Origin of the sequence: Sodalis sp. RH20, from assembly GCF_047324205.1 — a bacterium.
GTDB lineage: Bacteria > Pseudomonadota > Gammaproteobacteria > Enterobacterales > Enterobacteriaceae > Acerihabitans.
Genome location: NZ_CP178733.1, coordinates 5,358,025 through 5,380,664, shown reverse-complemented (window position 1 = coordinate 5,380,664; position 22,640 = coordinate 5,358,025). Strand labels below are relative to the sequence as shown.

The 22,640-nt window shown below is 60.9% G+C and carries 19 protein-coding genes and 1 pseudogene; 7 read left to right on the top strand and 13 right to left on the bottom strand.

The genetic code is table 11. From position 1 onward, the window contains the following. Window positions 1-53 precede the first annotated feature (53 nt). Complete coding sequence (locus ACL2XM_RS24430) at window positions 54-2,126, top strand: YccS/YhfK family putative transporter (protein ID WP_413727599.1); 2,073 nt, start codon at window positions 54-56, stop codon at window positions 2,124-2,126. Between the two features lie 16 nt (window positions 2,127-2,142). On the opposite strand, the gene argD is transcribed toward ACL2XM_RS24430, so the two are convergent. The 5 genes from argD to merR form a co-directional block, all read right to left on the bottom strand. Continuing rightward, on the bottom strand, window positions 2,143-3,369 hold the full coding sequence (gene argD, locus ACL2XM_RS24425; protein WP_410013257.1) for a bifunctional acetylornithine/succinyldiaminopimelate transaminase: 1,227 nt from the start codon (window positions 3,367-3,369) through the stop codon (window positions 2,143-2,145). A 158-nt stretch (window positions 3,370-3,527) separates the two neighbouring features. Beyond that, window positions 3,528-4,103 carry an aminodeoxychorismate synthase component II gene (locus ACL2XM_RS24420; protein WP_413731847.1) on the bottom strand — a complete coding sequence of 192 codons (576 nt, stop codon included), beginning with the start codon at window positions 4,101-4,103 and terminating at the stop codon, window positions 3,528-3,530. Window positions 4,104-4,939: 836 nt separating this feature from the next. Further along, entirely contained in the window at window positions 4,940-6,367 is a 1,428-nt protein-coding gene (locus ACL2XM_RS24415) for a Cu(+)/Ag(+) sensor histidine kinase (RefSeq protein ID WP_159558716.1), read from the bottom strand. Beyond that, a complete protein-coding gene (locus ACL2XM_RS24410) occupies window positions 6,357-7,040 on the bottom strand; it encodes a heavy metal response regulator transcription factor (RefSeq protein ID WP_159558715.1) in 684 nt (227 codons plus the stop codon). Before ACL2XM_RS24410 ends, ACL2XM_RS24415 begins: the two co-directional genes overlap by 11 nt. A gap of 220 nt (window positions 7,041-7,260) precedes the next feature. After that, window positions 7,261-7,668 carry an Hg(II)-responsive transcriptional regulator gene (merR, locus tag ACL2XM_RS24405; protein WP_159558714.1) on the bottom strand — a complete coding sequence of 136 codons (408 nt, stop codon included), beginning with the start codon at window positions 7,666-7,668 and terminating at the stop codon, window positions 7,261-7,263. 73 nt (window positions 7,669-7,741) lie between these two features. Between merR and merT the strand changes: the two genes are divergently transcribed. The 3 genes from merT to merA are packed head-to-tail and all read left to right on the top strand — an operon-like array spanning window position 7,742 to window position 10,088. Then, window positions 7,742-8,092, top strand: coding sequence for a mercuric ion transporter MerT (gene merT, locus ACL2XM_RS24400; protein WP_159558713.1), 351 nt, complete (start codon window positions 7,742-7,744; stop codon window positions 8,090-8,092). A 12-nt stretch (window positions 8,093-8,104) separates the two neighbouring features. Further along, window positions 8,105-8,383, top strand: coding sequence for a mercury resistance system periplasmic binding protein MerP (merP, locus tag ACL2XM_RS24395; RefSeq protein WP_413731844.1), 279 nt, complete (start codon window positions 8,105-8,107; stop codon window positions 8,381-8,383). Between the two features lie 10 nt (window positions 8,384-8,393). Then, the gene (gene merA, locus ACL2XM_RS24390; protein WP_159558711.1) at window positions 8,394-10,088 is read left to right on the top strand and encodes a mercury(II) reductase; all 1,695 of its coding nucleotides are present in this window, start codon (window positions 8,394-8,396) and stop codon (window positions 10,086-10,088) included. 36 nt (window positions 10,089-10,124) lie between these two features. Here the strand turns inward: merA and ACL2XM_RS24385 are convergent. The 8 genes and pseudogenes from ACL2XM_RS24385 to ACL2XM_RS24350 form a co-directional block, all read right to left on the bottom strand. Beyond that, window positions 10,125-10,328: pseudogene (locus ACL2XM_RS24385) on the bottom strand (Tn3 family transposase); the annotation flags it as partial. A 410-nt stretch (window positions 10,329-10,738) separates the two neighbouring features. Then, on the bottom strand, window positions 10,739-11,113 hold the full coding sequence (locus tag ACL2XM_RS24380; protein WP_201305607.1) for a copper-binding protein: 375 nt from the start codon (window positions 11,111-11,113) through the stop codon (window positions 10,739-10,741). A gap of 109 nt (window positions 11,114-11,222) precedes the next feature. Then, window positions 11,223-14,375 carry an efflux RND transporter permease subunit gene (locus ACL2XM_RS24375; protein WP_413731841.1) on the bottom strand — a complete coding sequence of 1,051 codons (3,153 nt, stop codon included), beginning with the start codon at window positions 14,373-14,375 and terminating at the stop codon, window positions 11,223-11,225. After that, complete coding sequence (locus tag ACL2XM_RS24370) at window positions 14,372-15,637, bottom strand: efflux RND transporter periplasmic adaptor subunit (RefSeq protein WP_413731840.1); 1,266 nt, start codon at window positions 15,635-15,637, stop codon at window positions 14,372-14,374. Before ACL2XM_RS24370 ends, ACL2XM_RS24375 begins: the two co-directional genes overlap by 4 nt. Then, window positions 15,634-16,938 (bottom strand): TolC family protein, encoded by a 1,305-nt coding sequence (locus ACL2XM_RS24365; protein WP_413731838.1) that lies wholly within the window; start codon window positions 16,936-16,938, stop codon window positions 15,634-15,636. The genes ACL2XM_RS24370 and ACL2XM_RS24365 overlap by 4 nt, the downstream gene beginning before the upstream one ends. Window positions 16,939-17,299: 361 nt before the next feature. Then, window positions 17,300-18,073 carry a glutaredoxin family protein gene (locus ACL2XM_RS24360; protein WP_413731836.1) on the bottom strand — a complete coding sequence of 258 codons (774 nt, stop codon included), beginning with the start codon at window positions 18,071-18,073 and terminating at the stop codon, window positions 17,300-17,302. Window positions 18,074-18,086: 13 nt separating this feature from the next. Next, a complete protein-coding gene (locus tag ACL2XM_RS24355; RefSeq protein ID WP_413731834.1) occupies window positions 18,087-19,130 on the bottom strand; it encodes a copper resistance protein B in 1,044 nt (347 codons plus the stop codon). After that, window positions 19,127-20,935 carry a copper resistance system multicopper oxidase gene (locus ACL2XM_RS24350; protein ID WP_413731833.1) on the bottom strand — a complete coding sequence of 603 codons (1,809 nt, stop codon included), beginning with the start codon at window positions 20,933-20,935 and terminating at the stop codon, window positions 19,127-19,129. The genes ACL2XM_RS24355 and ACL2XM_RS24350 overlap by 4 nt, the downstream gene beginning before the upstream one ends. A gap of 480 nt (window positions 20,936-21,415) precedes the next feature. On the opposite strand from ACL2XM_RS24350, the gene ACL2XM_RS24345 reads away from it, so the two are divergent. Genes ACL2XM_RS24345 through copC form a run of 3 tightly spaced genes read left to right on the top strand, consistent with a single transcriptional unit; the run spans window position 21,416 to window position 22,629 of the window. Continuing rightward, window positions 21,416-21,883, top strand: a complete 468-nt coding sequence (locus tag ACL2XM_RS24345; protein WP_413731832.1) for a DUF411 domain-containing protein — start codon at window positions 21,416-21,418, stop codon at window positions 21,881-21,883. Window positions 21,884-21,943: 60 nt separating this feature from the next. Next, a complete protein-coding gene (locus ACL2XM_RS24340; protein WP_413731830.1) occupies window positions 21,944-22,219 on the top strand; it encodes a heavy-metal-associated domain-containing protein in 276 nt (91 codons plus the stop codon). A 23-nt stretch (window positions 22,220-22,242) separates the two neighbouring features. After that, window positions 22,243-22,629, top strand: coding sequence for a copper homeostasis periplasmic binding protein CopC (gene copC / locus ACL2XM_RS24335; protein ID WP_413731828.1), 387 nt, complete (start codon window positions 22,243-22,245; stop codon window positions 22,627-22,629). The last annotated feature ends 11 nt before the right edge of the window (window positions 22,630-22,640 follow it).

Here is a 22,640-nt window from a genome sequence, read left to right as displayed (position 1 = left end):
TAGCCCCGTTATACAGGCGTGGTGCTTCGTACCACGCTTTTTTTGCTGACAGTATGTGGCGCCGGTTAATCTACCACCCTGAAGTAAACTATGCCCTGCGGCAAACCATCGTGCTATGCCTGCCGGTGGCCGCCGGCCTGTTATTCGGCAGCTTGCAAAACGGCCTGCTGTTTTCGTTGGTCCCTGCCTGCTGCAATATCGCCGGCCTCGATACCCTGCATAAACGGTTTTTCAAGCGCCTGGCCGTCGGCGGTGCGCTGTTCGCGCTGAGCAGCGTGCTGATCCAGGTGCTGTTGGCCGTGCCGGTGCCGTTGCCCTTGGTGATGCTCGGCCTGGCGCTGCTGTTCGGCGTTACCGGTGAAATCAGCCCGCTGCACGGCCGTTTATTGCCCGCCGCGCTTATCGCCGCCATCTTTACCCTGGGCCTGGCCGGCAATGTGCCGCCCGTCGTGCCGCCGCTGCTGTATATTGCCGGCACCGCCTGGTACGGACTGTTCAACGCCCTGTGGTTCCGGTTGTGGAAGGAGCAGCCGATGCGGGAATCTCTTAGCCTGCTGTATCGGGAGCTGGCGGATTATATCGAGGCGAAATATACCCTGCTGACACAGCATACCGATCCGGAAACCGCCCTGCCGCCGCTGTTTGCCCGCCAGCAGGCGGTGATTGATCTGATTGCCCAGGTATACCAGCAGCTTTATATGCTGTCGGCCAATGATCAGCTGCAGTACAAACGCCTGCTGCGTTCTTTCCAGGTGGCGCTGGATTTGCAGGAGCATATCGCCGTCAGCCTGCACCAGCCGGACGAAGTACAAAAACTGGTGGCGCAAAGCCACGCCGAGGCGGTTATCCGCTATAACGCCCGGTTGATTGCCGCGCGGTTGCGGGTACTGGCGGATGATATTCTCTATCACCGGCAGCCGGGGCGTTTTAACATGGCCACCGCGCTGTCGGCCCTGGAAAAAATTGCCGACCGGCATCCGGATAATCCGGTCGGACAGTTTTGTTATTACCATTTCAGCCGTATCGCCCGGCTGCTGCGTACCCAGCGCCCGCTTTACCGCCGCGACCTGATGGCCGACAACCAGCAGCGGCTGTCGTTTTGGCATGCGCTGGTCAGCTACTGTTCCTTTAAATCCATGGCGCTGCGCAGCGCGGCAAGGCTTGGGATTATGCTGGCCATCGGCAGCAGCCTGGGGCTGGTATTGGATCTCCCCAAACCCTACTGGATTTTAATGACGGTGATGTTTGTCAGCCAGAACGGCTATAACGCCACCCGGGTGCGGATCCAGCATCGGGCCCTGGGCACGTTGGCGGGGTTGGTGATTGCCGCCGGCACGCTGCAATTCAGGCTGAGCGACGGCACGGTATTGCTGTGCATGTTGTTCCTGACGCTGGCGTCTTACCTGGTGTTGCGCAAAAATTACGGCCTGGCGATGATCGGCATGACGGTGACCGCGGTGTATACGTTGCAGCTACTGTCGCTGAACGGCGCGCATTTCCTGGTGCCCAGGCTGGTGGATACGCTGATCGGCTGTATGCTGGCGTTCGGCGGCATGCTGTGGTTATGGCCGCAGTGGCAAAGCGGTATGCTGCGCAAAAACGCCCATCTGGCGCTGGAGCGGGACCAGGACGCGCTGCGACTGCTGCTGCAACCCGCCCCCGAGCCGGCGGCGCTGGCCTACGCGCGCATGAAGGTCAACCAGGCGCACAACGCGCTGTTTACGTCGCTTAGCCAGGCGATGCGGGAACCGGCGTTTAATTCGCGCTATCTGACCGATATGCGTTTATGGGTGACCCATAGCCAGTTCATCGTCGAGCACATCAATGCCATGACCATCCTGGCGCGGGATCACTACATGCTGACGCCGACGCTGGCGCAAAAGTACCTGGCCTCTTGCGAGGTGGCGCTGCAGCGCTGCCAGCAACGGCTGGAATATGACGGCCCAAGCTCAGACAGCCCGGTGATGGATGCCGCCGGCGAAACGCCGGAGCTGCCCGGCACCCTGATGGAACGCCATCTGCGGCGTATTCTGTTCCATCTGGGCGTGATGCATACGATTTCATCGGTAGCCTGGCGCCAGCGGCCGCAGCACGGCAACTGGCTGGCGCGCCGGTTAAGCCATTAGTCTCCCGCCGCGCGCCTTAGGGTTTGGCGGCGATAACCTGCGCCACCGCCTGTTCAAACCGGGCCATGCCCTGTTCGATATCGGCGAACTCCACCACCAGCGACGGCGCGAAACGGATGACGTCCGGACCGGCGTTGAGGATCATCAGGCCCTGCGCGGCGCTGGCGTGCAGGAACTCGCGCGCCCGGCCATGGAACTGCGGCCGCAGTTCGGCGCCCAGCAGCAGGCCCATGCCACGCACATCCGAAAATACCTGATATTTGTCGTCAATCGCCTGGAGCGCGCTGACGAAACGATCGTGCCTTTCGTTAATGCCCGCCAGGACTTCCGGCTGGTTAATCACATCCAGCGCCGCCTCGGATACCGCGCAGGCCAGGGGATTGCCGCCATAGGTGGTGCCATGGGTGCCCACTTTCATCACCGAGGCGATCTCTTCCGTAGTCAGCATGGCGCTGATGGGGAAACCGCCGCCCAGCGCCTTGGCGGTGGTCAGAATATCCGGCGTTACGCCATAGTGCATATAGGTAAACAGCTTGCCGGTGCGCCCCATGCCGCACTGCACTTCGTCCATCACCAGCAGCGCCTGATTCTGGTCGCACAGATCGCGCAGGCCCTGCAGGAATTCCGGCGTGGCGGGCATAATGCCCCCTTCACCCTGAATCGGCTCCACCACCACGGCGCAGGTATGATCATCCATCACCGCCTTGACGGCCGCCAGATCGTTAAAAGGCACATGGACGATATCCGCCGGTTTTGGCCCGAAGCCGTCGGAATATTTCGGTTGCCCGCCCACGGTAACGGTAAACAGCGTGCGGCCGTGGAACGCGTTATGAAAAGCGATGATTTTGGTTTTATAGGGGCTGTGGCGGGTAATGGCGTAGTGACGCGCCAGCTTAAACGCCGCTTCATTGGCCTCGCCGCCCGAGTTGGCAAAAAACACCCGGTCGGCAAAGGTGGCGTTAATCAGCTTGCGCGCCAGGCGCAGCGCCGGTTCGTTGGTAAAGACGTTGCTGGTGTGCCATAGGGTTTCGCCCTGGGCTTTCAGCGCCGCGACCAGCGCCGGGTGGCAATGTCCCAGCGCAGTGACGGCAATGCCGCCGGAGAAATCAATATATTCCTTTCCGTCCTGGTCCCATACCCGGCTACCCTTGCCCCGGACCGGAATAAACTGCGCCGGTGCATAAACCGGCAGAATAACCTGGTCGAAAGTTTCCCGCGTTACTGCGCTATTATCTGTATTCATATGTAATTACCCGGTCCGCAACAAAATAAGAAGTGACATTATAGTCATAAAATATGAATAAAAAATCACTTCAGTGCAATCGTTTTATCACCATTAGAGCGAAAAAAAGCCGCTGCCCGTGGTCTTGTCCGTTAATGCTATATCAACATGCCGATCGGCTAACACGCAAGAAAGTTCGCCAGGAGTTGATGGCCCTGCTCGCTGAGCACGCTTTCCGGATGAAACTGTACACCTTCAAGCGGCAGGGTTCGATGACGGATGCCCATGATTTCATCCCGCGCGCCGTCGCGCAGACTCCAGGCGGTCGCCTCCAGGCAATCGGGCAAGCCGGCGCGGTCGATCACCAGGGAATGGTAGCGGGTGACCGTCAGCGGCAGGGCCAGCCCGGCGAAGACGCCGCGGCCGTCATGGGTAATGGCGGAGGTTTTGCCGTGCATCACCTGGTTTGCGCGCACGATGCGGGCGCCGAAAGCCTGCGCAATGGCCTGATGACCCAGGCAGACGCCGAGTATAGGTATCCTGCCGGCAAAATGACGAATAGCCGCCAGTGAAATGCCGGCCTCGTCGGGGGTGCCGGGACCCGGGGAAATCACCAGTTGCCGCGGGGCCATGCGCTCGATATCGGCCAGTTGCAACCGGTCGTGGCGCCATACCTCTACCTGCGCGCCCAGCTCGCAAAAATATTGGTACAGGTTGTAGGTAAAGGAGTCATAGTTATCGATCATCAGCAACATAGGCGATTCATCCTGTTGATTTCATTGTATTTTTCATGATCGACCCTAACTTTATATACACAGATATATACACACTCGCGCCAGACTTCGGCAGAACAAGCGCCGAAGAGTGTCCTTGTAGGGTGTTGGCGAGCATAGAGGCCGGCCTCACAGTGCTTCCATGCAAGGGGCCTCGATGAGGTTGCTTGCGAGGCTGTGGGCCTGAACGCCGGTGAGCGACGTGCGCAACTGAGCACCACGAGGACGGGGTACGCGAGGCGCTACCTATGGCGGGGGGATTTAATGGCATCGGGCAATCTCCTGAGTTTTGGAGCCGCCGTGCCGGAGAGCCATCTGCTGAACCTTGCCTACCGGTACGGCGGCAAGGTGCGGATCGAGGCCGCAACGACGTGCCGCTTCCTACTGGAAGCGCCACCACTGAGCAACGTTGATCGAAGCGGTACGGGTCATGGCAGACCGAGGTTCAGTTAACCGGGGAAGATACATGCGGAAGCGAACTCTCCCACAGCAGCTTCATATCCGATCTATTGTAACACGTACCCCTATTTGCCGTCTACAGCTACGTGCGCTGCATGCTCCCGCCGCAGCATGAAAAATCGCCCGAAGCAGGCTCGCTTGGGGAGAGCCTTGGCGACGGAACAGGTGGGCAGCTTGATGGTTGTGGGCTATGAGGCGAGGCTACCGCCGCAGGATCAAGGAGCCCGCGCGACCACACCTTCGGCGCTGGTGGAGCAGATCGCGGGCTTCCGGGCGGGACCTTAGCAGACGACGGCGTTGATCACCGGCTGGCACAGGTCGGGTATGCAGGTTCTTCGGATGCTGAGCGCTGCCAATATTTACTCGCGATCAGTCTTCGGTGAAGCGCGCGGTAGCACGATGAGGAGTCGCGTCAGCGCATCGTCGGATGCGACATTGACCTTGCCTTTGTGCGCCTCGACAATTGACTTGACAATGGCAAGCCCCAGCCCGGCACCATCACCCTTGCGTTGCCGAGACGGGTCGCCGCGATAGAAACGATTGAAAAGCCTTGGCAGATCCTCCGCCGAAATCTTCTCGCCCGGATTCTCGACGCTGATGGTGGTGGTTTTCTCATTCTGGGACAGCGTCACGGTAATGGTTTCCCCGCGTGGCGTGTAGCGGATCGCGTTGGAGAGAAGATTGCTGAGTGCGCGGCGAAGCATCTCCTGATCGGCCCGTATCGGTGCTGCTCGTCCCTTGAGCTGCGACGAGACGCCCTGATCTTCCATCCAGGCCTCGAAATACTCGAACAATCCCTGGATCGTTTCGGTGAGATTCACGGTCTCCAGATAGAGATCGGCCGGAGCGCTCTCGGTCTGCGCGAGAAACAGCATATCGTTGATCATCCGGTTCAGGCGCCCGAATTCCTCTAGGTTCGAGTAGAGAATTTCCCGGTACTCATTGGCGGAACGGGCCTGACCCACCGCCACTTCCGTCTGCGTGGTCAAGTTGGTGACTGGCGTGCGCAGTTCATGGGCGATGTCGGCGGAAACATTGGCCAGTTGCGCGTATCCCTCCTCGATACGCCCGAGCATAGCGTTGAACGAGGAGATGGTCTCTTCCAGTTCAATCGGCACTTCCTTCGGGTCCAATCGCATGTACAACTTGGAAGAAGTGATCGCTCGAATCTTTTCGTTGGCCCTGCGGATCGGCTTGTGCCCCCAGCGAACCGCACCCCAGGCCACCAAGATCGCAATGCACATGACGACGCCGACCGTCCACCACTGGATGCGTTTAAAACTGCTGATGAATGTGAGATGGTGACCGATATCCATCGCAACGGCTATCGTGTACCTCTCACCCAGGGTGTCATCGCCGCCGCTCTGTAAAACGGCGCCGCGATAGTGCGTCCCGTTTTCTTCCCATACCGACATCTCCTGCTCACTTGCGAGATCGATAGGACGCTCATTCGCGGTAAAGCGTGCCAGATCGGGACCACCCCTGGGAGCATAGAGTGTTTCTCCAGCAGCATTGGCTACATAGTAGTAGACGCCATGGTGCCCGCGGACTGCACGCTGCAAGGCCTGCGCATCGCTGTTGTCATGCACCTCACCTAGCGCCCGGATCACCGAACTGGCTATCACCCCCAATTCTTCTTCGTCCATCTCGGCGAAGTGCTGATCCAACGATCTGACACTGAGCCAGTTGAATATCAGGAATACCAGCAGCATCGCGAGGCCGACCAACCAAGTCACCCGCGACGCGAGTGACGCTGGACGACGGGCGATAGCAGATCTATTCGTCATCCGGAATATCCAGCGTATAGCCCATGCCCCGGACGGTATGAATGAGCTTGGGCTCGAAGTCATCGTCGATCTTTGCCCGCAGCCGACGAATCGCGACATCGATCACATTGGTGTCGCTGTCGAAGTTCATGTCCCAGACCTGGGACGCGATCAGCGAACGCGGCAACACTTCACCCTGACGACGCGCTAACAACTCAAGCAGCGCGAACTCCTTGTTGGTCAGATTGATACGCCGTCCGCCACGGATCGCACGTCGCCGTGCCAGATCCAGTTCAAGATCCACGATCAGCATGCGGTCGTGATGGGTAGGTATGGCGCCGCGACGCAGCAAAGTACGCACTCGAGCGAGCAGCTCGGCAAAGACGAATGGCTTAATCAGGTAATCATCGGCACCCAGCTCCAGCCCCTGCACGCGATCATCCACATGGCCACGTGCGGTCAGGAACAACACCGGAACCTGATTGCCCGCAGTTCTGACCGACTGCAGGATGCGCCAGCCGTCTATATCTGGAAGCATGACATCGAGAATGATCAGGTCGTAGGCTTCGGTCATGGCCATGTGGTGACCATCGAGCCCGTTGCGCGCCAGGTCGACTACAAACCCTGCTTCCATAAGGCCCTGACGAACATAGTCCGCCGTCTTGTTCTCGTCTTCGACAATCAGCAGTTTCATCGTTGCGTTACTCATGCGGCGCCCGGCCCCTCATGGCAGGCGAATCGGGGCAGGTGGCTTCAACTAGCAATCTATCTAGCCGGACCTGCCAGGATGATGACGCAGAGATTACAAAAATGTAATGCTCATGTCACCAGAACGACAGCGGCAGTTCCATAGAATGACCATTGAAACTGGGGTTGAGGCGCAGTGGAACGGAAAATCGGATTAAGCAGCTCGCCTAGCTACCATGCAGAGAATCGATCAGCGGGCACGACACATTGCCCCGCTGCGCATGGCACTCGTTGACCAACCGGGACAGCACCGCTTCGATCCGGGATAGGTCCGCCAGCTTGGCGCGTACGTCGGTGAGCTGGAGCGCAGCCAACTCGGCGGCTTCGCTGCAGTGAGTGCCGTCCTCCAGCTGCAGGAGCTGGCTGACTTCGTCCAGGTTGAACCCCAGCCGCTGGGCAGATTTCACGAAGCGCACCCGCGCCACGTCCTCCGGTCCGTAGCGGCGGATGCGGCCATAGAGCCGATCTGGCTCTGGCAATAACCCCTTGCGCTGATAGAACCGGATGGTCTCTACGTTGACTTCGGCGGCCTTGGCGAAGGCGCCGATGGTCAGGATTGGTGGATCGTTCATCATTGTGCTTGACTCCGTACTTGACTACGGAAGTAACGTTAGCGCATTACGCGAAGTCCCGGAAGGAGATCCTCACATGGCAGACCCCAGCAACGGTCGAGGCGCACTGGCCGCCGGCGGCCTCGCCGCCATCCTCGCCTCGATCTGCTGCCTCGGTCCACTGGTGTTGATCACGCTGGGTTTCTCCGGTGCCTGGATCGGCAACTTGACCGCGCTGGAACCGTACCGGCCGATCTTCATCGGCACGGCGCTCGTCGCACTGTTTTTCGCATGGCGCCGAATCTTCCGGCCGGCTCGCGCCTGCGCGCCGGGCGACGTGTGCGCCATGCCCCAGGCGCGGACGACCTATAGGGTCATCTTCTGGATCGCCGCCGCCCTGGTGCTGATCGCCCTCGTGTTCCCCTACCTCATGCCCCTGTTCTACTGAAAGGAAATCGCCATGAAGAAACTCATCGCACTGCTCGCCCTAACCGTTGTCCTGAGCGTTCCCGCTTGGGCCGCCACCAAAACCGTCACGCTGTCGGTGCCGAGCATGACCTGCGCCACCTGTCCGATCACGGTCAAAAAGGCGCTGTCCAAGGTCGAAGGCGTCATCGAGGCCAAGGTGACCTGGGAGCCTAAGGAGGCAGTGGTGACCTACGACGATGCCAAGACCACGCCGGCCGCCTTGACCAAGGCCACCGAGAACGCCGGCTATCCTTCCACCGTCAAGAAGTGAGCGCACGCTGATGACCGAGGCGATCACACTGCACATCGACGGCATGACCTGCGGGGCGTGCACTGAGCACATCAAGCAGGCATTGGAAAAGGTGCCCGGTGTGCGTTCGGCCTCGGTGTCCTACTCACAGCGCCAGGCCGAGATCGAGGCCAATGTGGGTACCGCCGCGGACGTGAGCTCGCTGGTCGCGGCGGTGTCCGCCCTCGGCTACCGAGCGCAACTTGCCGATGCGCCGGAGCAGCCCAGCGACCTGCTGAACAAAGCACAAGAGCGGCTGGGTGGCGAAGCAAAGCGCGAGGACGATGAGGCTGCACTGCACGTGGCCGTGATCGGCAGCGGCGGCGCGGCGATGGCGGCGGCGTTGAAGGCCGTCGAGCAAGGGGCGCGCGTGACGCTGATCGAGCGCAGCACCCTCGGCGGCACCTGCGTCAATGTTGGCTGCGTGCCGTCCAAGGTCATGATCCGTGCTGCCCACATAGCTCACCTGCGGCGCGAGAGCTCGTTCGATGGCGGCATTGCCGCCGCCTCGCCGAAGATCCTGCGTGAGCGATTGCTGGCTCAGCAGCAGGGGCGCGTCGATGAACTGCGCCACGCCAAGTACGAAGGCATCTTGGCAAGCACTCCGGCCATCACCGTACTGCGCGGCGACGCCCGATTCAAGGACGCGCACACGCTGACCGTGGCGACCGCTGACGACGGCATGCGCGAGGTGAGTTTCGACCGCTGCCTCATCGCCACCGGGGCCAGTCCGGCGATTCCGCCGATCCCAGGCTTGAAAGACACGCCTTTCTGGACGTCGACCGAAGCGCTGGTCAGCGACACGATCCCCGACCGGCTGGCCGTGATCGGCTCATCGGTAGTGGCCGTCGAACTCGCGCAGGCCTTCGCCCGGCTGGGCAGCAAGGTGACCATCCTGGCGCGCAGCACGCTGTTCTTTCGCGAAGACCCAGTGATCGGCGAAGCTGTGACGGCCGCGTTCCGCTCCGAGGGCATCGAGGTGCTGGATCACACGCAGGCCAGCCAGGTCGCCTATGCGGATGGGGAATTCGTGCTCACCACCGAACTCGGCGAACTGCGTGCCGACCGGCTGTTGGTCGCCACCGGTCGCGCACCGAGCACCCGCGCTCTTAACCTCGAAGCAGCGGGGGTCGAAGTCAACGCGCAGGGGGCTATCGTCATCGATCACGCCATGCGCTCCAGCACACCTCACGTCTACGCGGCCGGCGACTGCACCGACCAGCCGCAGTTCGTCTATGTCGCGGCGGCAGCCGGCACCCGCGCGGCCATCAACATGGCCGGTGGTGACGCGACGCTGGACCTGACGGCCATGCCGGCGGTGGTGTTCACCGATCCGCAGGTGGCCACGGTGGGCTACAGCGAAGCCGAAGCGCACCACGACGGCATCGAGACCGACAGCCGCACGCTGACGCTCGACAACGTGCCCCGAGCACTGGTCAACTTCGACACGCGCGGCTTCATCAAGCTGGTCGCCGAGGCCGGCACCGGCCGCCTTATCGGTGTGCAAGCGGTGGCCCCCGAGGCGGGCGAGCTGATCCAGACTGCGGCACTGGCGATTCGCAATCGCATGACGGTGCGAGAACTGGCCGACCAGTTGTTCCCCTACTTGACGATGGTCGAGGGGCTGAAGCTCGCAGCGCAGACCTTCACCAAGGACGTGAAGCAGCTGTCTTGCTGCGCCGGGTAGCGGGCACCGACCGCCAGCGGCCCGGTTGATCGGCACTTATGCCCCATCGGCCGGATCGCGCAAGGGCCGCAGCTCGCCGTTGGCGACCGCCTCCGGCACCGAGAACGAATAGCGTCCCAGCATGTTGATGTGCTCATGCAGCAGCGGCGAATGCCGGGCCACGTCGTCTGGATAGCGGTCTCGCCGGAGCTGATTCAAGGCGGCCTCCATGTAGACGGTGTTCCAGAGCACGATCATGTTGAATGCTGATATGGCATTTTTTTCAATCGGAGCTACGAGTCACTCTCGCGACTTTACGAAAGAATGAATTGCGATCGAGAGATGGACCAGTCCAAGGTAGGACATGAGTGCGCGCGGGTGTTCAAAGCGCGAGAGATCCCCGATCCCGCGAGCCTGCCGCTCGATGGGTAGATGCGATTTCAGCTCTGCCACCAAGCCGTCCGAGGCGATCGGCTGATCCTGCCTCTGCCCAGCAACGAGGCATTGGCCCGCCATTTGGCCGATGCGGGCGGCCGGGAGCTGGGCACCATCAAGATTCGGCAATTTCCCGATGGCGAGAGTTAGGTTCGAATCCCGTCCGAGGTGGCAGGCAAGTCGGTGGTTCAGTGGGCAGATCCTCGGTAGACCTCCCGTCGCTTCGCGATCACGATCTATTCGACAGGAACGATCTGGGTAATCGTCGCATCCATTCCTTTAGATTCGAAGTCAAACCGCACCGTCTGCCCCACCTGTACTGAGGCGACCTGCTCTGGCGTAGCCCGGAATCCCATGGTCATCGCCGGCCACTGCAGTGATGGCACCGGCTCATGGGCGATCGTGATCTTTCCTGCAGAGGCGTCGATGGCTTCGATAGTCCCGGTTGCCGAGGCTTTCGTCGCCGTTGCGGCGTCATCCGCTCTGGCACCGACGCCATCAGCCATCTGCATCGGCTGGGCACCGCGCTGCCCCGTATCCGCAACCTCGTCGGGCGCCTTCGAGCAGCCCGCCAGCAACGTGGCGGTCAACAAGAGTATGTGAATTTTCATGACGTAGTTCTCCAAAAGACTTCAACTGCGGATTCGTTCGCTACGGCATTGCAGCCGACATGCAGTAGCGATAACGAAATAGGTGATGAGTGATCGTCCATGCCCTGTGTCACGTCACGGCGATGCCCTCCCTTATCTGACGGCGTTTCAGGGCGCGACCGTGCAGCAATCGATAGGCTGCCGGAATGATCAGCATCGAGAGCAGCGGCGCGGTCACCATGCCGCCGATCATCGGGGCAGCGATGCGTTGCATAACTTCCGAGCCGGCACCGCTGCCGATGAACAAGGGAAAGAGTGCGGCAAGGATCACCGCAACGGTCATGGCCTTGGGGCGCACGCGGAGCACCGCACCTTCGCGGATAGCTGCGTCCAGCGTGGCGATCGTTTCCGGTTCGCCCTGCGCCAAACGCCGTTCCCAAGCCTGGCGCAGATACAGGAGCATGATCACGCCGAACTCTGCCGCGACGCCGGCCAGGGCGATGAAGCCGATCAAGGTAGCGATGGATACTGCATGTCCCAGCACCCAGATCAGCCACAAGCCGCCGACCAGGGCCAGCGGCAGGCTGAGCATGATGATGGCCGCTTCGCCAAAGCGTCGGAACACCAGATAGATCAGCAGGAAGATGACGGACAGCGCGGCGGGCACTACCCATTTGAGCCTTTCCAAGGCGCGCTCCAGATACTCGTATTGGCCCGACCATGCAAGCCCGTAACCGGGCGGCAGCTCGACCTCCTGCGCCATGCGCTGCTGCAGATCGGCCACCACGGAACCCAAGTCGCGATCCACGACATCAACGAAAACATAGCCCACCAAACGTCCGTTCTCGCTCTTTAGCATGGGCGCCCCCGAAGTCAGCGACAGGTCCGCTACCTGACCCAAGGTCACCTGCGCACCGTCGGCGGCGATGATCGGCAACTGTGCCAAGGCGGCCAGCGAATCGCGTTGCACGCGCGGATAGCGCACTACGATCGGGTAGCGCTCACGGCCTTCGATGGTTTCGCCGATCGGATCGCCCCCCACGATGGTCGATACCAGCCGTTGCAGGTCCGCTTGACTCAACCCGTACCGCGCGGCGGCACCAGGCCGGATACCGACATCGATATAGCGCCCACCAGTGATGCGTTCGGCCAAGGCCGAACTTACGCCCGGCACCGTCTTGGCGACGCGTTCGACCTCGTTGCTGATTTCCTCGATGACTTTCGTATCGGGTCCGGAGACCTTGATCCCGATCGGGCTCTTGATGCCGGTGGCAAGCATGTCGATACGGTTGCGGATCGGGGGCACCCACAGGTTGGTGAGTCCCGGCACATTCACTGCCGCGTCGAGTTCCTCTCGCAACTTGGTCATCGTCATGCCGGGTCGCCATTGATCGCGCGGCTTGAAGGTGACGGTGGTCTCGAACATCTCCATCGGAGCGGGATCAGTCGCAGTGTCAGCGCGTCCGGCCTTGCCGAAGACGTGCGCGACCTCGGGCACCGTCTTGATCATTCGGTCGCTCTGCTGGAGCAGTTCCGCGGCCTTGCCTGCCGACAACCCGGGCAGCGCGGTCGGCATGTATAGCAGGGTGCCCTCGTCCAGCGGTGGCATGAACTCGCTGCCGAGGCGGCTCAGTGGAATCAGTGTGAGTATCAGCATCAGGCCACCCAAGACCAGGGTCAGGCGCGGGAAGCGCAGCACTCGGTCCACCAGCGGTCTGTAGCCGGCGATAAGAACGCGATTCAGCGGGTTTTCCCTCTCCGGTCGGATTCGTCCGCGGATCAGATAACCCATCAGCACTGGGATCAGCGTGATCGACAGGCCGGCGGCCGCCGCCATCGCATAGGTCTTGGTGTAGGCCAACGGCGTGAATAACCGGCCTTCCTGTGCCTGCAGCGCAAACACCGGCACGAACGAAAGAGTGATCACGAGCAGGCTGACGAACAGCGCCGGACCGACTTCGATGGCGGACTCGGTGATCAGCTTCCAGCGCTCCTCACCTTTGGGTTCGCGCCCCTCCACTCGTTGCCAATGTTCGAGGTGCTTGTGCGCGTTCTCGATCATCACCACGGCGGCATCCACCATCGCGCCGATGGCGATCGCGATACCCCCCAGCGACAGCAGATTGGCGCTGATTCCCTGGTAGCGCATGACGATGAAGGCCGCCAATATACCTAACGGCAAGGTAATGACCGCCACCAGCGCTGAACGCAGGTGCCAGAGAAAAAGCACGCAGATCAGCGCGACGGCAACGAACTCCTGGCCCAGCTTGAAGCTGAGGTTGCGCACCGCTTCATGGATGAGTTCGGAGCGGTCGTAAACCGGGACGATTTCGACGCCAGCGGGCAGGCTGGTCTTCAACTGCTCCAGACGTGCCTTCACCGCATCGATCGCCCGCAACGCATCCTTGCCGGTTCGCAGCACTACTACGCCGCCAGCAACTTCACCTTGACCATCCAGTTCGGCGATGCCGCGGCGAAAGGTCGGGCCACGCCGAACCGTCGCGACTTCGCCGAGCAGGACCGGCACGCCATCGGTCATGATCGGAACCTGCTCGAATGCCGTCTGGCTGCGCAGATAGCCCTCGCTGCGCACCATCAACTCGGCCTCCCCCTGTTCGATGACCGAGCCGCCCGTGGCGCCATTGGCGGCCTGGACCGCATCGATCAGCCGGGCCACCGTCAGTCCGCGCGCAGCCAACGCCTGCGGGTCGGGCACGATCTGCCAGGCGCGGACCATACCGCCGATGCTGGCGACCTCGGCGACGTCCGGGATGGTCTTGAGTTCATAGCGCAGGAACCAGTCCTGTATTGCCCGCAACTGTCCCAGATCATGTTGGCCGGTTCGGTCAACCAGGGCGTACTGGTAAATCCAGCCGAGGCCGGTGGCATCAGGCCCCAATGCCGGGCTGACGCCTTCCGGCAAGCGATCGCGTACTTGGCTTAGATACTCCAGCACCCGCGAACGCGCCCAGTACAGGTCGGTGTCGTCGTCGAACAGCACGTAGACGAATGAGTCGCCGAAGAAGGAGAAGCCGCGCACGGCTCGTACACCCGGCACCGACAGCATGGTGGTCGTCAGCGGGTAGGTCACCTGATCCTCGATAATGTGCGGCGTTTGGCCGCTCCACTCGGTCCGGATGATGACCTGGGTATCGGATAGGTCGGGCAGCGCGTCCAGCGGTGTGTGCTGCACCGACCACAGTCCCACGATCGCAAGCGACACTGCACCGATAAGCACGAGCGCACGGTTGGCGACAGCGCCGCGAATGATCCGGGCGATCATGGCCGGTTCTCCGTCGCATCGGGCGGTGCGGATGCGGCGGGCGTTGGAGCCCCCAACCGCTGCAACGCACCCGACAGACTGGCTTCCGAATCAATCAGGAACTGGCCTGAGGTGACAATGTGCTCACCGCCCTGGAGACCTTCCAGGATTTCAATACGGCCACCGCCGCTGCGACCGGTCCGCACGCGCACCGGCTCGAAGCCGCCGTCGGAACGCATCACGATTACCCGGCTGTCGTCACCTGTGGCGATAAGCGCGGCGGCCGGTATCAGCGGCACCTGCTCGGCCCCGGCGGATTGCAGGGTCAATTCGGCAAACATGCCAGGCACCAGTCGCCCGTCCGGGTTGTTCAGAACAATGCGAGCCCATTGAGTGCGACTGGTGGGCTCGATCTGCGGCAGCAGGGCTTCGACTTCTCCCGCGAAGCGCCGTCCAGGCATTGCGCTGAGGGTAGCTTCGACTTTTGTCCCTGGGCCGATGCCGCCTACGCTTGCCTGTGGGATCGCCGCTTCCAGCCACACCGTGGCCGTACCGTTGACGCGAAACAGTGGCATGTCGGCCGCAACAGCCTGACCTTCGCGCACCAGCACTTCTCTGACGACACCATCGCTCGGTGCGAGCAGCACCACACTGCCATCGCGGCCCAAGCGGGTGTCGGACAGCCCCAGCAGTCGCAGTCGCTGCATGGCCGCCGTGTGCAGGCTTTTTGCCGCTGCCGAGTCCGCCTCTTCCAGAGTCTGTGCCTCGGCGATCGCGCTACTCCAGGCCGGGGCCAGTACGGTCGCAAGCGGTTGGCCGCGGCGCACGGATTCGAAAGGCGCCTTGACGTGTAGCTGGGTGATGATCGCATCAACACGCGCACTGACCACCGACTCCCGTCGTAGATCCCATGTCAGGGTGGCCGTTGCGCGAAGGGGGTCTGTCAGTTGGCTAACTTCGACTACAGCGGTGCGGATACCGACGTTCTGCTGTACGCCCGGATCAATTCGCACGCCCGCAGTGGCAGCCTGTTCGGCATACCTCGGCACCAGTTGCATGTCCATGAATGGCGACTTGCCTGGCTGGTCGAAGTGCTGGTCCGGCACCATCGGGTCGTACCAGTACAGTACTTGGCGCTCCTGTGGCGCGGGCACGGCGGGTTGCGACACTTCTGCGTGGGCATCGGCATGTCGTTGCGCCCACCAGTAGCCGCCGCCGATGCCGATGGTCAACAACCCCAGAGCCGAGGCGATGAGTCCTGCCCGGATCATGATGCGATTCATGGCAGGGTCTCCGTGATGGGCAACAGGTAGGCGAGCCAGGCCCAGGCCCGACCAAGTTCGGCGACGTGACGGGTGTGCTCGATATGGAGTTCGATCTCGTTACGGCGCGCCTCTAACCAGGGTTGCAGCGCACCACCACCGCCGTAGCCCGCTATAGCCGCCTGCACCCGATCGTAAGCCAGAGGCAGAAGCTCTTGTTCACTGCGTGCAACCTGACGCTTGAGCCCATTCCACACCGCCAGGGCACGATGCACAGCCTCGACCTGCATGCGGCGCGCCTCTTCATGGGAAGCGACTACGGCATCCCGTTCCGCGCGGCGTGCTGCGATGCCACGGTCTTGCCGGTTGGCTGTGAACAATGGCAAGTCCACAGAGATTTCCAGCATCAGCAGATCGCTGCGCGATCTGTCGCGCTGTCCGTAAGATGCGGCAAGGCGCCAGTCTGGACGCTTCTCCGCTGCCGCCAGCTCCAACTCGGCTTCGGCGACCGCCTCACGCGAACGCCAGGGCAGCAACGGTCCCTGGCGATCAACCGATGCGAGCAGCTTAGCGGCATCGACGGGTAGCGTCGCCAGGTCCGGTGGCACGCCGACCGTACCGACCTCCATCGGATCGGTTCCTAACCAACGAGCGAGCGTGCCGCGAGCCGCCTCCACCTCGGCACGTGCTGCGTCGATGCGATTCTCCAGATCGAGCCCGGCAGCTTGCACAGCCAGAGCTTCGGCAGCGGTGCCGACACCGCTGGCCAGACGGGCCTCGGCCAGCCGAATGGCCAGTGCCGACTGCTCTCGCTGGGACGTCAGCACCTCTTGCTCACGCTCAGCGGCCCATAGGGCAATCCAAGCGCTGGCGGCGACTTGGCGGACTGCCAGTTGCTCAGTGGTAGACAGCGCCTCGGCTTGCTCGATACCGCGATCCGCCACGGCTTGGCGAGCCTGTCGCTTGGCGCGCGCCGGAAATTCCTGCATCAGGCCGATTCGCTTCATGGTCATGTCCTCAGCGCGCCCATCGAAGGCTTGGGCGCCGGTGACCGGCCAGTTGTCGAGGCCGAAAGTCAGCCTTGGATCGGGCAGGGCCGCTGCGCGAATGGCTTCTTCGCGGGCAGCCTGGGTTTGCGATTGCCGGGCGTTGAGGCTGGGAGCACGCTCGACGGCCAGAAGTAGCGTCTCGTCAAACGACACCGCCCTCGTCGGGGCTGCCTCACTGGTAGGGATAAAGGACGAGAAGGCGAGTAGCAGCGCCGCCCAATAGCGAAAGTATCGCCAGTAGGGCAAATGGAACAACGGGAACAAAATAGGCATAAGACCCCCAAACACACAGAAACGAACACACTGCCATTGCACGGCAGCGAGCGTGGCGCGATATCGCTCCTGGCCGGCGGTTTCTACAGCGTCTACCGTGTGCCGCGCGGCACAGACAGTCGCTGCGCGACGTCCACAAAGAGCCTCTTGTTGATCAATACAGCTCTCTGCGTCGCGGTACTGCTAAAACGCTCACATGCCTCATCGAATGTCAGGAGAATGAAACGATCTGCCAACGATGTACTGCACTGGATGGCGAGTAAACGTGCATCCCGAAATTCGATGAGGAACAGCAGGCAATCGTTGATGCATGTTCAAGATGACAGCCATAGAAAACTTCGCGGGCATGACTTTTTTCCGACTATCCCCATCCCATGCGCAACGGCATCCATATGGCCATTGCAATCATGATGAGATTCTCCGTAAGGGAGACGAAGCCCAGTGGCACATTGCTGTTGCCGCCCACGCAGGCGCATTTGAGCTTGCGCTTGTCGATGTAGACCGCCTTGAATACCGAGACGGCGCCTACCGTGCCGATGAACAGAGCCAGGGGCGATGCGACCCACATCAGGGCTCCGGCCAGCATCAGAACTCCCGCCAGCGTCTCGCCGAAGGCATAGAAATACGCATAGGGCACATAGCGGCGCGCCAGAAGATCGTAGTTGAGGAACATGGTCGAGAAACTTTCGACGTTCTGGAGTTTCTGCACACCGAGCAAGCACATGGCGACGGCAATTGACGCTTCGACGGCATGGATGCTGAACACGGTTCCGGAGGCGAACCAGCTCACCGCAATCCCCATCAAGAGCGCAACGGTGAACAGCGCAATAATTGGCTGGTAGGTCGTCTCGTCCTTCCCGCGCAGTCGTTTGCCGAAGTGTTTGCGCGTATCGTCATAGCCGCCGATCCGCTCACCCCCGATGAAAACTTGCGGTGTGGTCTTGACATCATGCTCCTGCATGAAGCGATCGGCTTCCTCCCGCGTCGTCAGCAGATGGTCTTCGACGGAGAAACCCTGTCGTTCCAGGAACGACTTCGTCTTCAAACCGTACGGACACAAATGATCGCTCGTTGCCAGGCGATAGAGCGATGCCGTCGTACCGCCGCTCCGGCCCGGAACAGTCTGCTTTGTCATGGAGATCCTCCTCTTAGAACCAGAGCCGCAGGCCGGCGACCCAGCGGTTGTCGGTTCTTCCGTCATTAGTCAGTGCGCGGAGGTTTGCCGTTTCTCCATAACTCCATTCGCGCCCGAAGCCGATGTAGGGTGCGAACTGGCGGGTGATTTCGTAGCGCAGGCGCAATCCGAGTCCCACAGTGCTCAGACCTGATCCGATCCCTTGTTCGGGGTCAGCCTTTCCGAAGGCATCGGCCTCGGCCTCCCAAGTGAGAATCAGCCGGTTGGTCAACAGCATTTCGTACTCGGCTGAGACGCTCAACGCAGTTCGCCCACTTTCGCCGACATACGCGGTGGCCTCGACCTCAAAAAAGTAGGGCGCTAGGCCCTGAACACCGAATGCCGCCCAAGTGCGCGACGGTCCGCTGCCAAAGTCCTGACGCACACCCGCGACGACATCCCACCAACGCAGTACAGGCCTTCCATAGAGTGCTTCAATCTGACCCGTCTCGACGCTGCCGTCCAAGAGGTCCCCCTCGCTCCGCAGCCACAGTCGGTTGAGGTCACTGCCGACCCAGCCGATGCCTTCCCAGCCGATCTCTGTGCCATCACTCGTGTCGGACACCTCTAATTGATCCAAAAGCCAGAACGAATGTCTGCTTGCGCCGTGTTTGTGTTGGTGCTGAAGCTCCGGAAATGCTGCCGCGCGGTCGGCGTCGGTGATCGGCGGTATGGGTTCGCGCAAACCGTGGTTCGGGTCTCCAGACGAGTGGCCCGCGTGATCCATCCGTGAGTGATCCATATCGCCGCTAACACCGTGCTGCGAATGATCCATCTGAGAATGATCCATCTGCGAGTGATCCGCGTGATCCATCGCCGGGCGGTCGCCGTGCTGCGCGTCGCCCGCCTCAGTGTGGCCGTCATGCTGGTCATGCGCCTGTTGCTCGGTACTACTCAACGACGCAACCGAACGCGGCGTGGCTTGCGCTTCATGCCCGGCGTGCTGTGCCTGGACCGCAACGGGCATGGACAGGACCGCGACAATCGCTACCCACAAGGCGGGTTTGTTTGTGCTCATTCTTCCACCCTCACTTCGCGGAACATACCGGCTTCCATATGGAAAAATAGATGGCAATGGTACGCCCAGCGCCCAAGCGCATCAGCTCTCACCCGATAGCTGCGTTTCGTGCCGGGGGGCATATCCACGGTGTGCTTGCGCAGGTGGAAATTGCCCTGCTCATCCTCCAAATCGCTCCACATCCCGTGCAGATGAATCGGATGAGACATCATGGTGTCGTTTACCAACACGATCCGCATGCGCTCGCCATAATTGAGACGCAGCGGCTCGGCATCGTTGAATCTGATTCCGTCAAACGACCACGAGAATCGCTCCATATGTCCGGTCAGGTGCAGCTCCACGGTTCTGCTAGGTTCACGCCCATCGGGGTCTGGGAACAAACTTTTCAGATCAGCATAAGTAGCCACCGTGCGGCCATTATCACGCAGCCCGATTCCCGGATCGGCTAGTCTGGGTTCAGGCGTCATGGTCTGCATGTCGACCAGCGGATTGCGGGTTTCGCTGGCCGGATGCGTCTGCATCTGCATGCCATTGCCGCCGTGACCTGCGTGCGAGTCCTGAGCGGCAGGTGCTCCATGTCCCGCATGCGGATCGGCGGCCGCTGCGGCACCGTGTTCGCCATGGGCGCCGTGATCGCCGTGCCCCATGTCGGCCATGGTCAGAAGCGGCCGCGGGTCCACCGCAGGTACTGGCGCGCGCAGGCCCTCGCGCACCGCCAGGGTGCCGCTGACATAGCCGGTGCGGGCGTTGTCCTGGGCAAAGATCGTGAAAGCATCCTGACCGGAAGGCTCGACGATCACGTCGAATGTTTCGGCGGTGGCGATTCGAAACTCATCCACTGTCAAAGGGTGCACATATTGCCCATCGACTTCGACGACCGTCATTTTCAGACCTGGGATACGCACATCAAAATAGGTCATGGCCGACCCGTTGATAAAGCGCAACCGGATCTTTTCGCCAGGGCGAAAAATACCGGTCCAGTTGCCCAGCGAAGTGGTGCCGTTCATCAGATAGGTATAGGTATGGGCATTGACGTCGGACAGATCGGTCGGGGTCATCCGCATGCGCCCCCATTCCCCGCGGTCGCGCAGGGTTTCGCGTAGACCGTTGCTGCGCGCGTCGCGAAAGAAGTCGGCCACGGTGCGCTGGTAGTAGTTGTCGTACTCAGAGAACTTCTTCAGCCGGTCGAACAGCCGCGCCGGGTCCATATCGGTCCAGTCCGATAAGAACACCACGTAATCCCGATCGTAAGAGAATGGTTCAGGCTCAATCGGATCGATGATCAGCGGCCCATACATCCCTCCTTGCTCTTGAAATCCGGAATGACTGTGGTACCAGTAGGTGCCGCCTTGGCGAACATCGAACTCGTACAGGTAGCTTTCGCCACGATTGATGCCGTCGAAGCTCAAGCCTGGCACGCCGTCCATGTTGGCCGGCAGCAGAATGCCATGCCAATGGATTGACGTTGAGTCGCCATGAATCGATCCACGCGGCAGGTCATTACGGACCCGAAGCTGCACTCGTGTACCTTCTTTCCAGCGCAGTATCGGTCCGGGCACGGACCCGTTAATAGTGATCGCCGGGCGCGTTTTACCCGTGTAGTTCACCATAGTTTCCCCAATGCTCAGGTCGAACTGCGTGCCCGCCAGAACCTCGATTTGCCCCGGTGAGCGCAACGCCCAACTCTGCTTGGGCCATAACCCCAAGCCAAGCATTGCGCCACCCGCGGCCAGCCCCTGGACAAACTGCCGTCGTGATAGTGCGAGTTTTTCTTCGGCACCTGAGCCGAAAGATCTGGATGACATGAACGATCTCCAATGATGGTATGGATTGACCTCGGTGGCAGAGCACGCGCATCACTGCGGCACATGCCATCGGGTACCTGCTGCATCCGAAGTCGCTATGGTGGAAAGACTCGATTCAGACCCCGCCGGAAGTGGCAAGCCACAACGGCTGCGGTATCCGGGGCTTTCTGGAATAGGCATCACATAGCGCACCGCGCACCGCCATAGAACTCAATGCTGTAGAACTCACAGCATTCAACATAGGTGACGGTCACTGTCGCGGGGATGACTCGTTCATTACATTCACGTAATCCAATAGTCACTTTTAGATGGCTCGCGCAAATGACAAATGAATGACATAGATGTAACGCACGGGTCATTTGTCTGACAGCGCCCGCTCTCTAGCATCGGTAGGAAGACGGATGGTGTATCTCGGGCCCTGAATCACGCCCGAGCACCACAAATCCCCTCTACCGACAATAAAGAGTCCCGGAGCCGAGCATGATGAATGTCACTATCAAATACCGCGTCTGGTTGGCGGGCCTGTTTCTGTCGTCCATGCTCGGTGCTAATGCGGCAACCGCATCGGAGCTGAGCGCGGAAGTCTGGAAAGACCCCAACTGTGGCTGCTGCAACGAATGGGTCCAGCATCTTGAAGAAGTGGGCATCCAGGTGCGTAGTTCCAATACCGGCAACACCGGCATACGTGAACGGCTCGGCATTGCCAAGCAGTTTGGCTCGTGCCATACCGCCAGAATCGGCGGCTATGCCATCGAAGGCCATGTACCGGCTGCCGATATCAAGCGTCTCTTGGAAGAAAAGCCCGACGCCATCGGCTTGGCCGTGCCAGGAATGCCGATTGGGTCACCTGGTATGGACAGCCCACTCTATGGCAACCGCAACGACCCCTACGACGTTCTGCTGATCCATGTCGATGGTAGCACCAGCGTCTATCAAGCCTATCGCTGATCGATGCGATAAAGCGACCAATGTCCCCGTGACCTTCGGGATCAAGAGGAGAACGCAGTCATGAACACAGTGGATCTCGACGTGCAGGGTATGAGCTGCGGCTCATGTATCGCGAAAGTCACCGATGCACTGAATGAGCTGCCGGGAGTCGATGCCGTGGAAGTACATTTGACCACCGGTCATGTTCGAGTTCGGGGCAACTTCGATCAAGGCAACGATCCGCTGCTGTCGAAGTTGCAACAGGCGGGGTATCCCGCGCTTGTGGCGGGCCGCGACAGGCTGTCCAGCCAATCAACAGGAGGCGGCGGCCGAAGTTGCTGCAGCCGAAATTCTTGAACATAGGAAGAGGTGTAATGCACATGAACCGTACTACTCAATTTCGCTCTCTGATTGTTGGTGCCTGTCTTGCGACCGGCTTGCTGATCACATCGGTCGCTCAGGCCCATATCTCCCTCGTCAAATCCACACCGACGGCCAATGCTGTTGTCACGACACCGCAGCAGATCGATCTCGTCTTCAGTGAACAGCTTGTACTTCGCGCCTCGCGCTTGGAGCTGAGCGTCATAAGTGACGGCGGGGTCAAAGAGAAAGTCGAACACATTAACGTTGACCTCATCAACGACGGCAAGACGCTACGCGCCACGCCGCATCATCCCCTCGGAGCAGGCGTCTACCGCGTGCAATGGCGCGCCGTCGGTGATGACAATCATCCGATGACGGGCGAATACAGCTTCACCATCCGATAAGCAGGTGCCAA

Bases quoted from the DNA above. Each gene is read 5' to 3' on its own strand.
- ACL2XM_RS24415 (WP_159558716.1), bottom strand. From the start codon at position 6,367: ATGACGAATAGATCTGCTATCGCCCGTCGTCCAGCGTCACTCGCGTCG.
- merP (WP_413731844.1), top strand. From the start codon at position 8,105: ATGAAGAAACTCATCGCACTGCTCGCCCTAACCGTTGTCCTGAGCGTT.
- merR (WP_159558714.1), bottom strand. From the start codon at position 7,668: ATGATGAACGATCCACCAATCCTGACCATCGGCGCCTTCGCCAAGGCC.
- ACL2XM_RS24355 (WP_413731834.1), bottom strand. From the start codon at position 19,130: ATGAGCACAAACAAACCCGCCTTGTGGGTAGCGATTGTCGCGGTCCTG.
- ACL2XM_RS24340 (WP_413731830.1), top strand. From the start codon at position 21,944: ATGAACACAGTGGATCTCGACGTGCAGGGTATGAGCTGCGGCTCATGT.
- ACL2XM_RS24345 (WP_413731832.1), top strand. From the start codon at position 21,416: ATGATGAATGTCACTATCAAATACCGCGTCTGGTTGGCGGGCCTGTTT.
- ACL2XM_RS24360 (WP_413731836.1), bottom strand. From the start codon at position 18,073: ATGACAAAGCAGACTGTTCCGGGCCGGAGCGGCGGTACGACGGCATCG.
- copC (WP_413731828.1), top strand. From the start codon at position 22,243: ATGAACCGTACTACTCAATTTCGCTCTCTGATTGTTGGTGCCTGTCTT.
- ACL2XM_RS24375 (WP_413731841.1), bottom strand. From the start codon at position 14,375: ATGATCGCCCGGATCATTCGCGGCGCTGTCGCCAACCGTGCGCTCGTG.
- merA (WP_159558711.1), top strand. From the start codon at position 8,394: ATGACCGAGGCGATCACACTGCACATCGACGGCATGACCTGCGGGGCG.
- ACL2XM_RS24380 (WP_201305607.1), bottom strand. From the start codon at position 11,113: ATGAAAATTCACATACTCTTGTTGACCGCCACGTTGCTGGCGGGCTGC.
- merT (WP_159558713.1), top strand. From the start codon at position 7,742: ATGGCAGACCCCAGCAACGGTCGAGGCGCACTGGCCGCCGGCGGCCTC.
- ACL2XM_RS24370 (WP_413731840.1), bottom strand. From the start codon at position 15,637: ATGAATCGCATCATGATCCGGGCAGGACTCATCGCCTCGGCTCTGGGG.
- ACL2XM_RS24420 (WP_413731847.1), bottom strand. From the start codon at position 4,103: ATGTTGCTGATGATCGATAACTATGACTCCTTTACCTACAACCTGTAC.
- argD (WP_410013257.1), bottom strand. From the start codon at position 3,369: ATGAATACAGATAATAGCGCAGTAACGCGGGAAACTTTCGACCAGGTT.
- ACL2XM_RS24350 (WP_413731833.1), bottom strand. From the start codon at position 20,935: ATGTCATCCAGATCTTTCGGCTCAGGTGCCGAAGAAAAACTCGCACTA.
- ACL2XM_RS24365 (WP_413731838.1), bottom strand. From the start codon at position 16,938: ATGCCTATTTTGTTCCCGTTGTTCCATTTGCCCTACTGGCGATACTTT.
- ACL2XM_RS24430 (WP_413727599.1), top strand. From the start codon at position 54: ATGTGGCGCCGGTTAATCTACCACCCTGAAGTAAACTATGCCCTGCGG.
- ACL2XM_RS24410 (WP_159558715.1), bottom strand. From the start codon at position 7,040: ATGAAACTGCTGATTGTCGAAGACGAGAACAAGACGGCGGACTATGTT.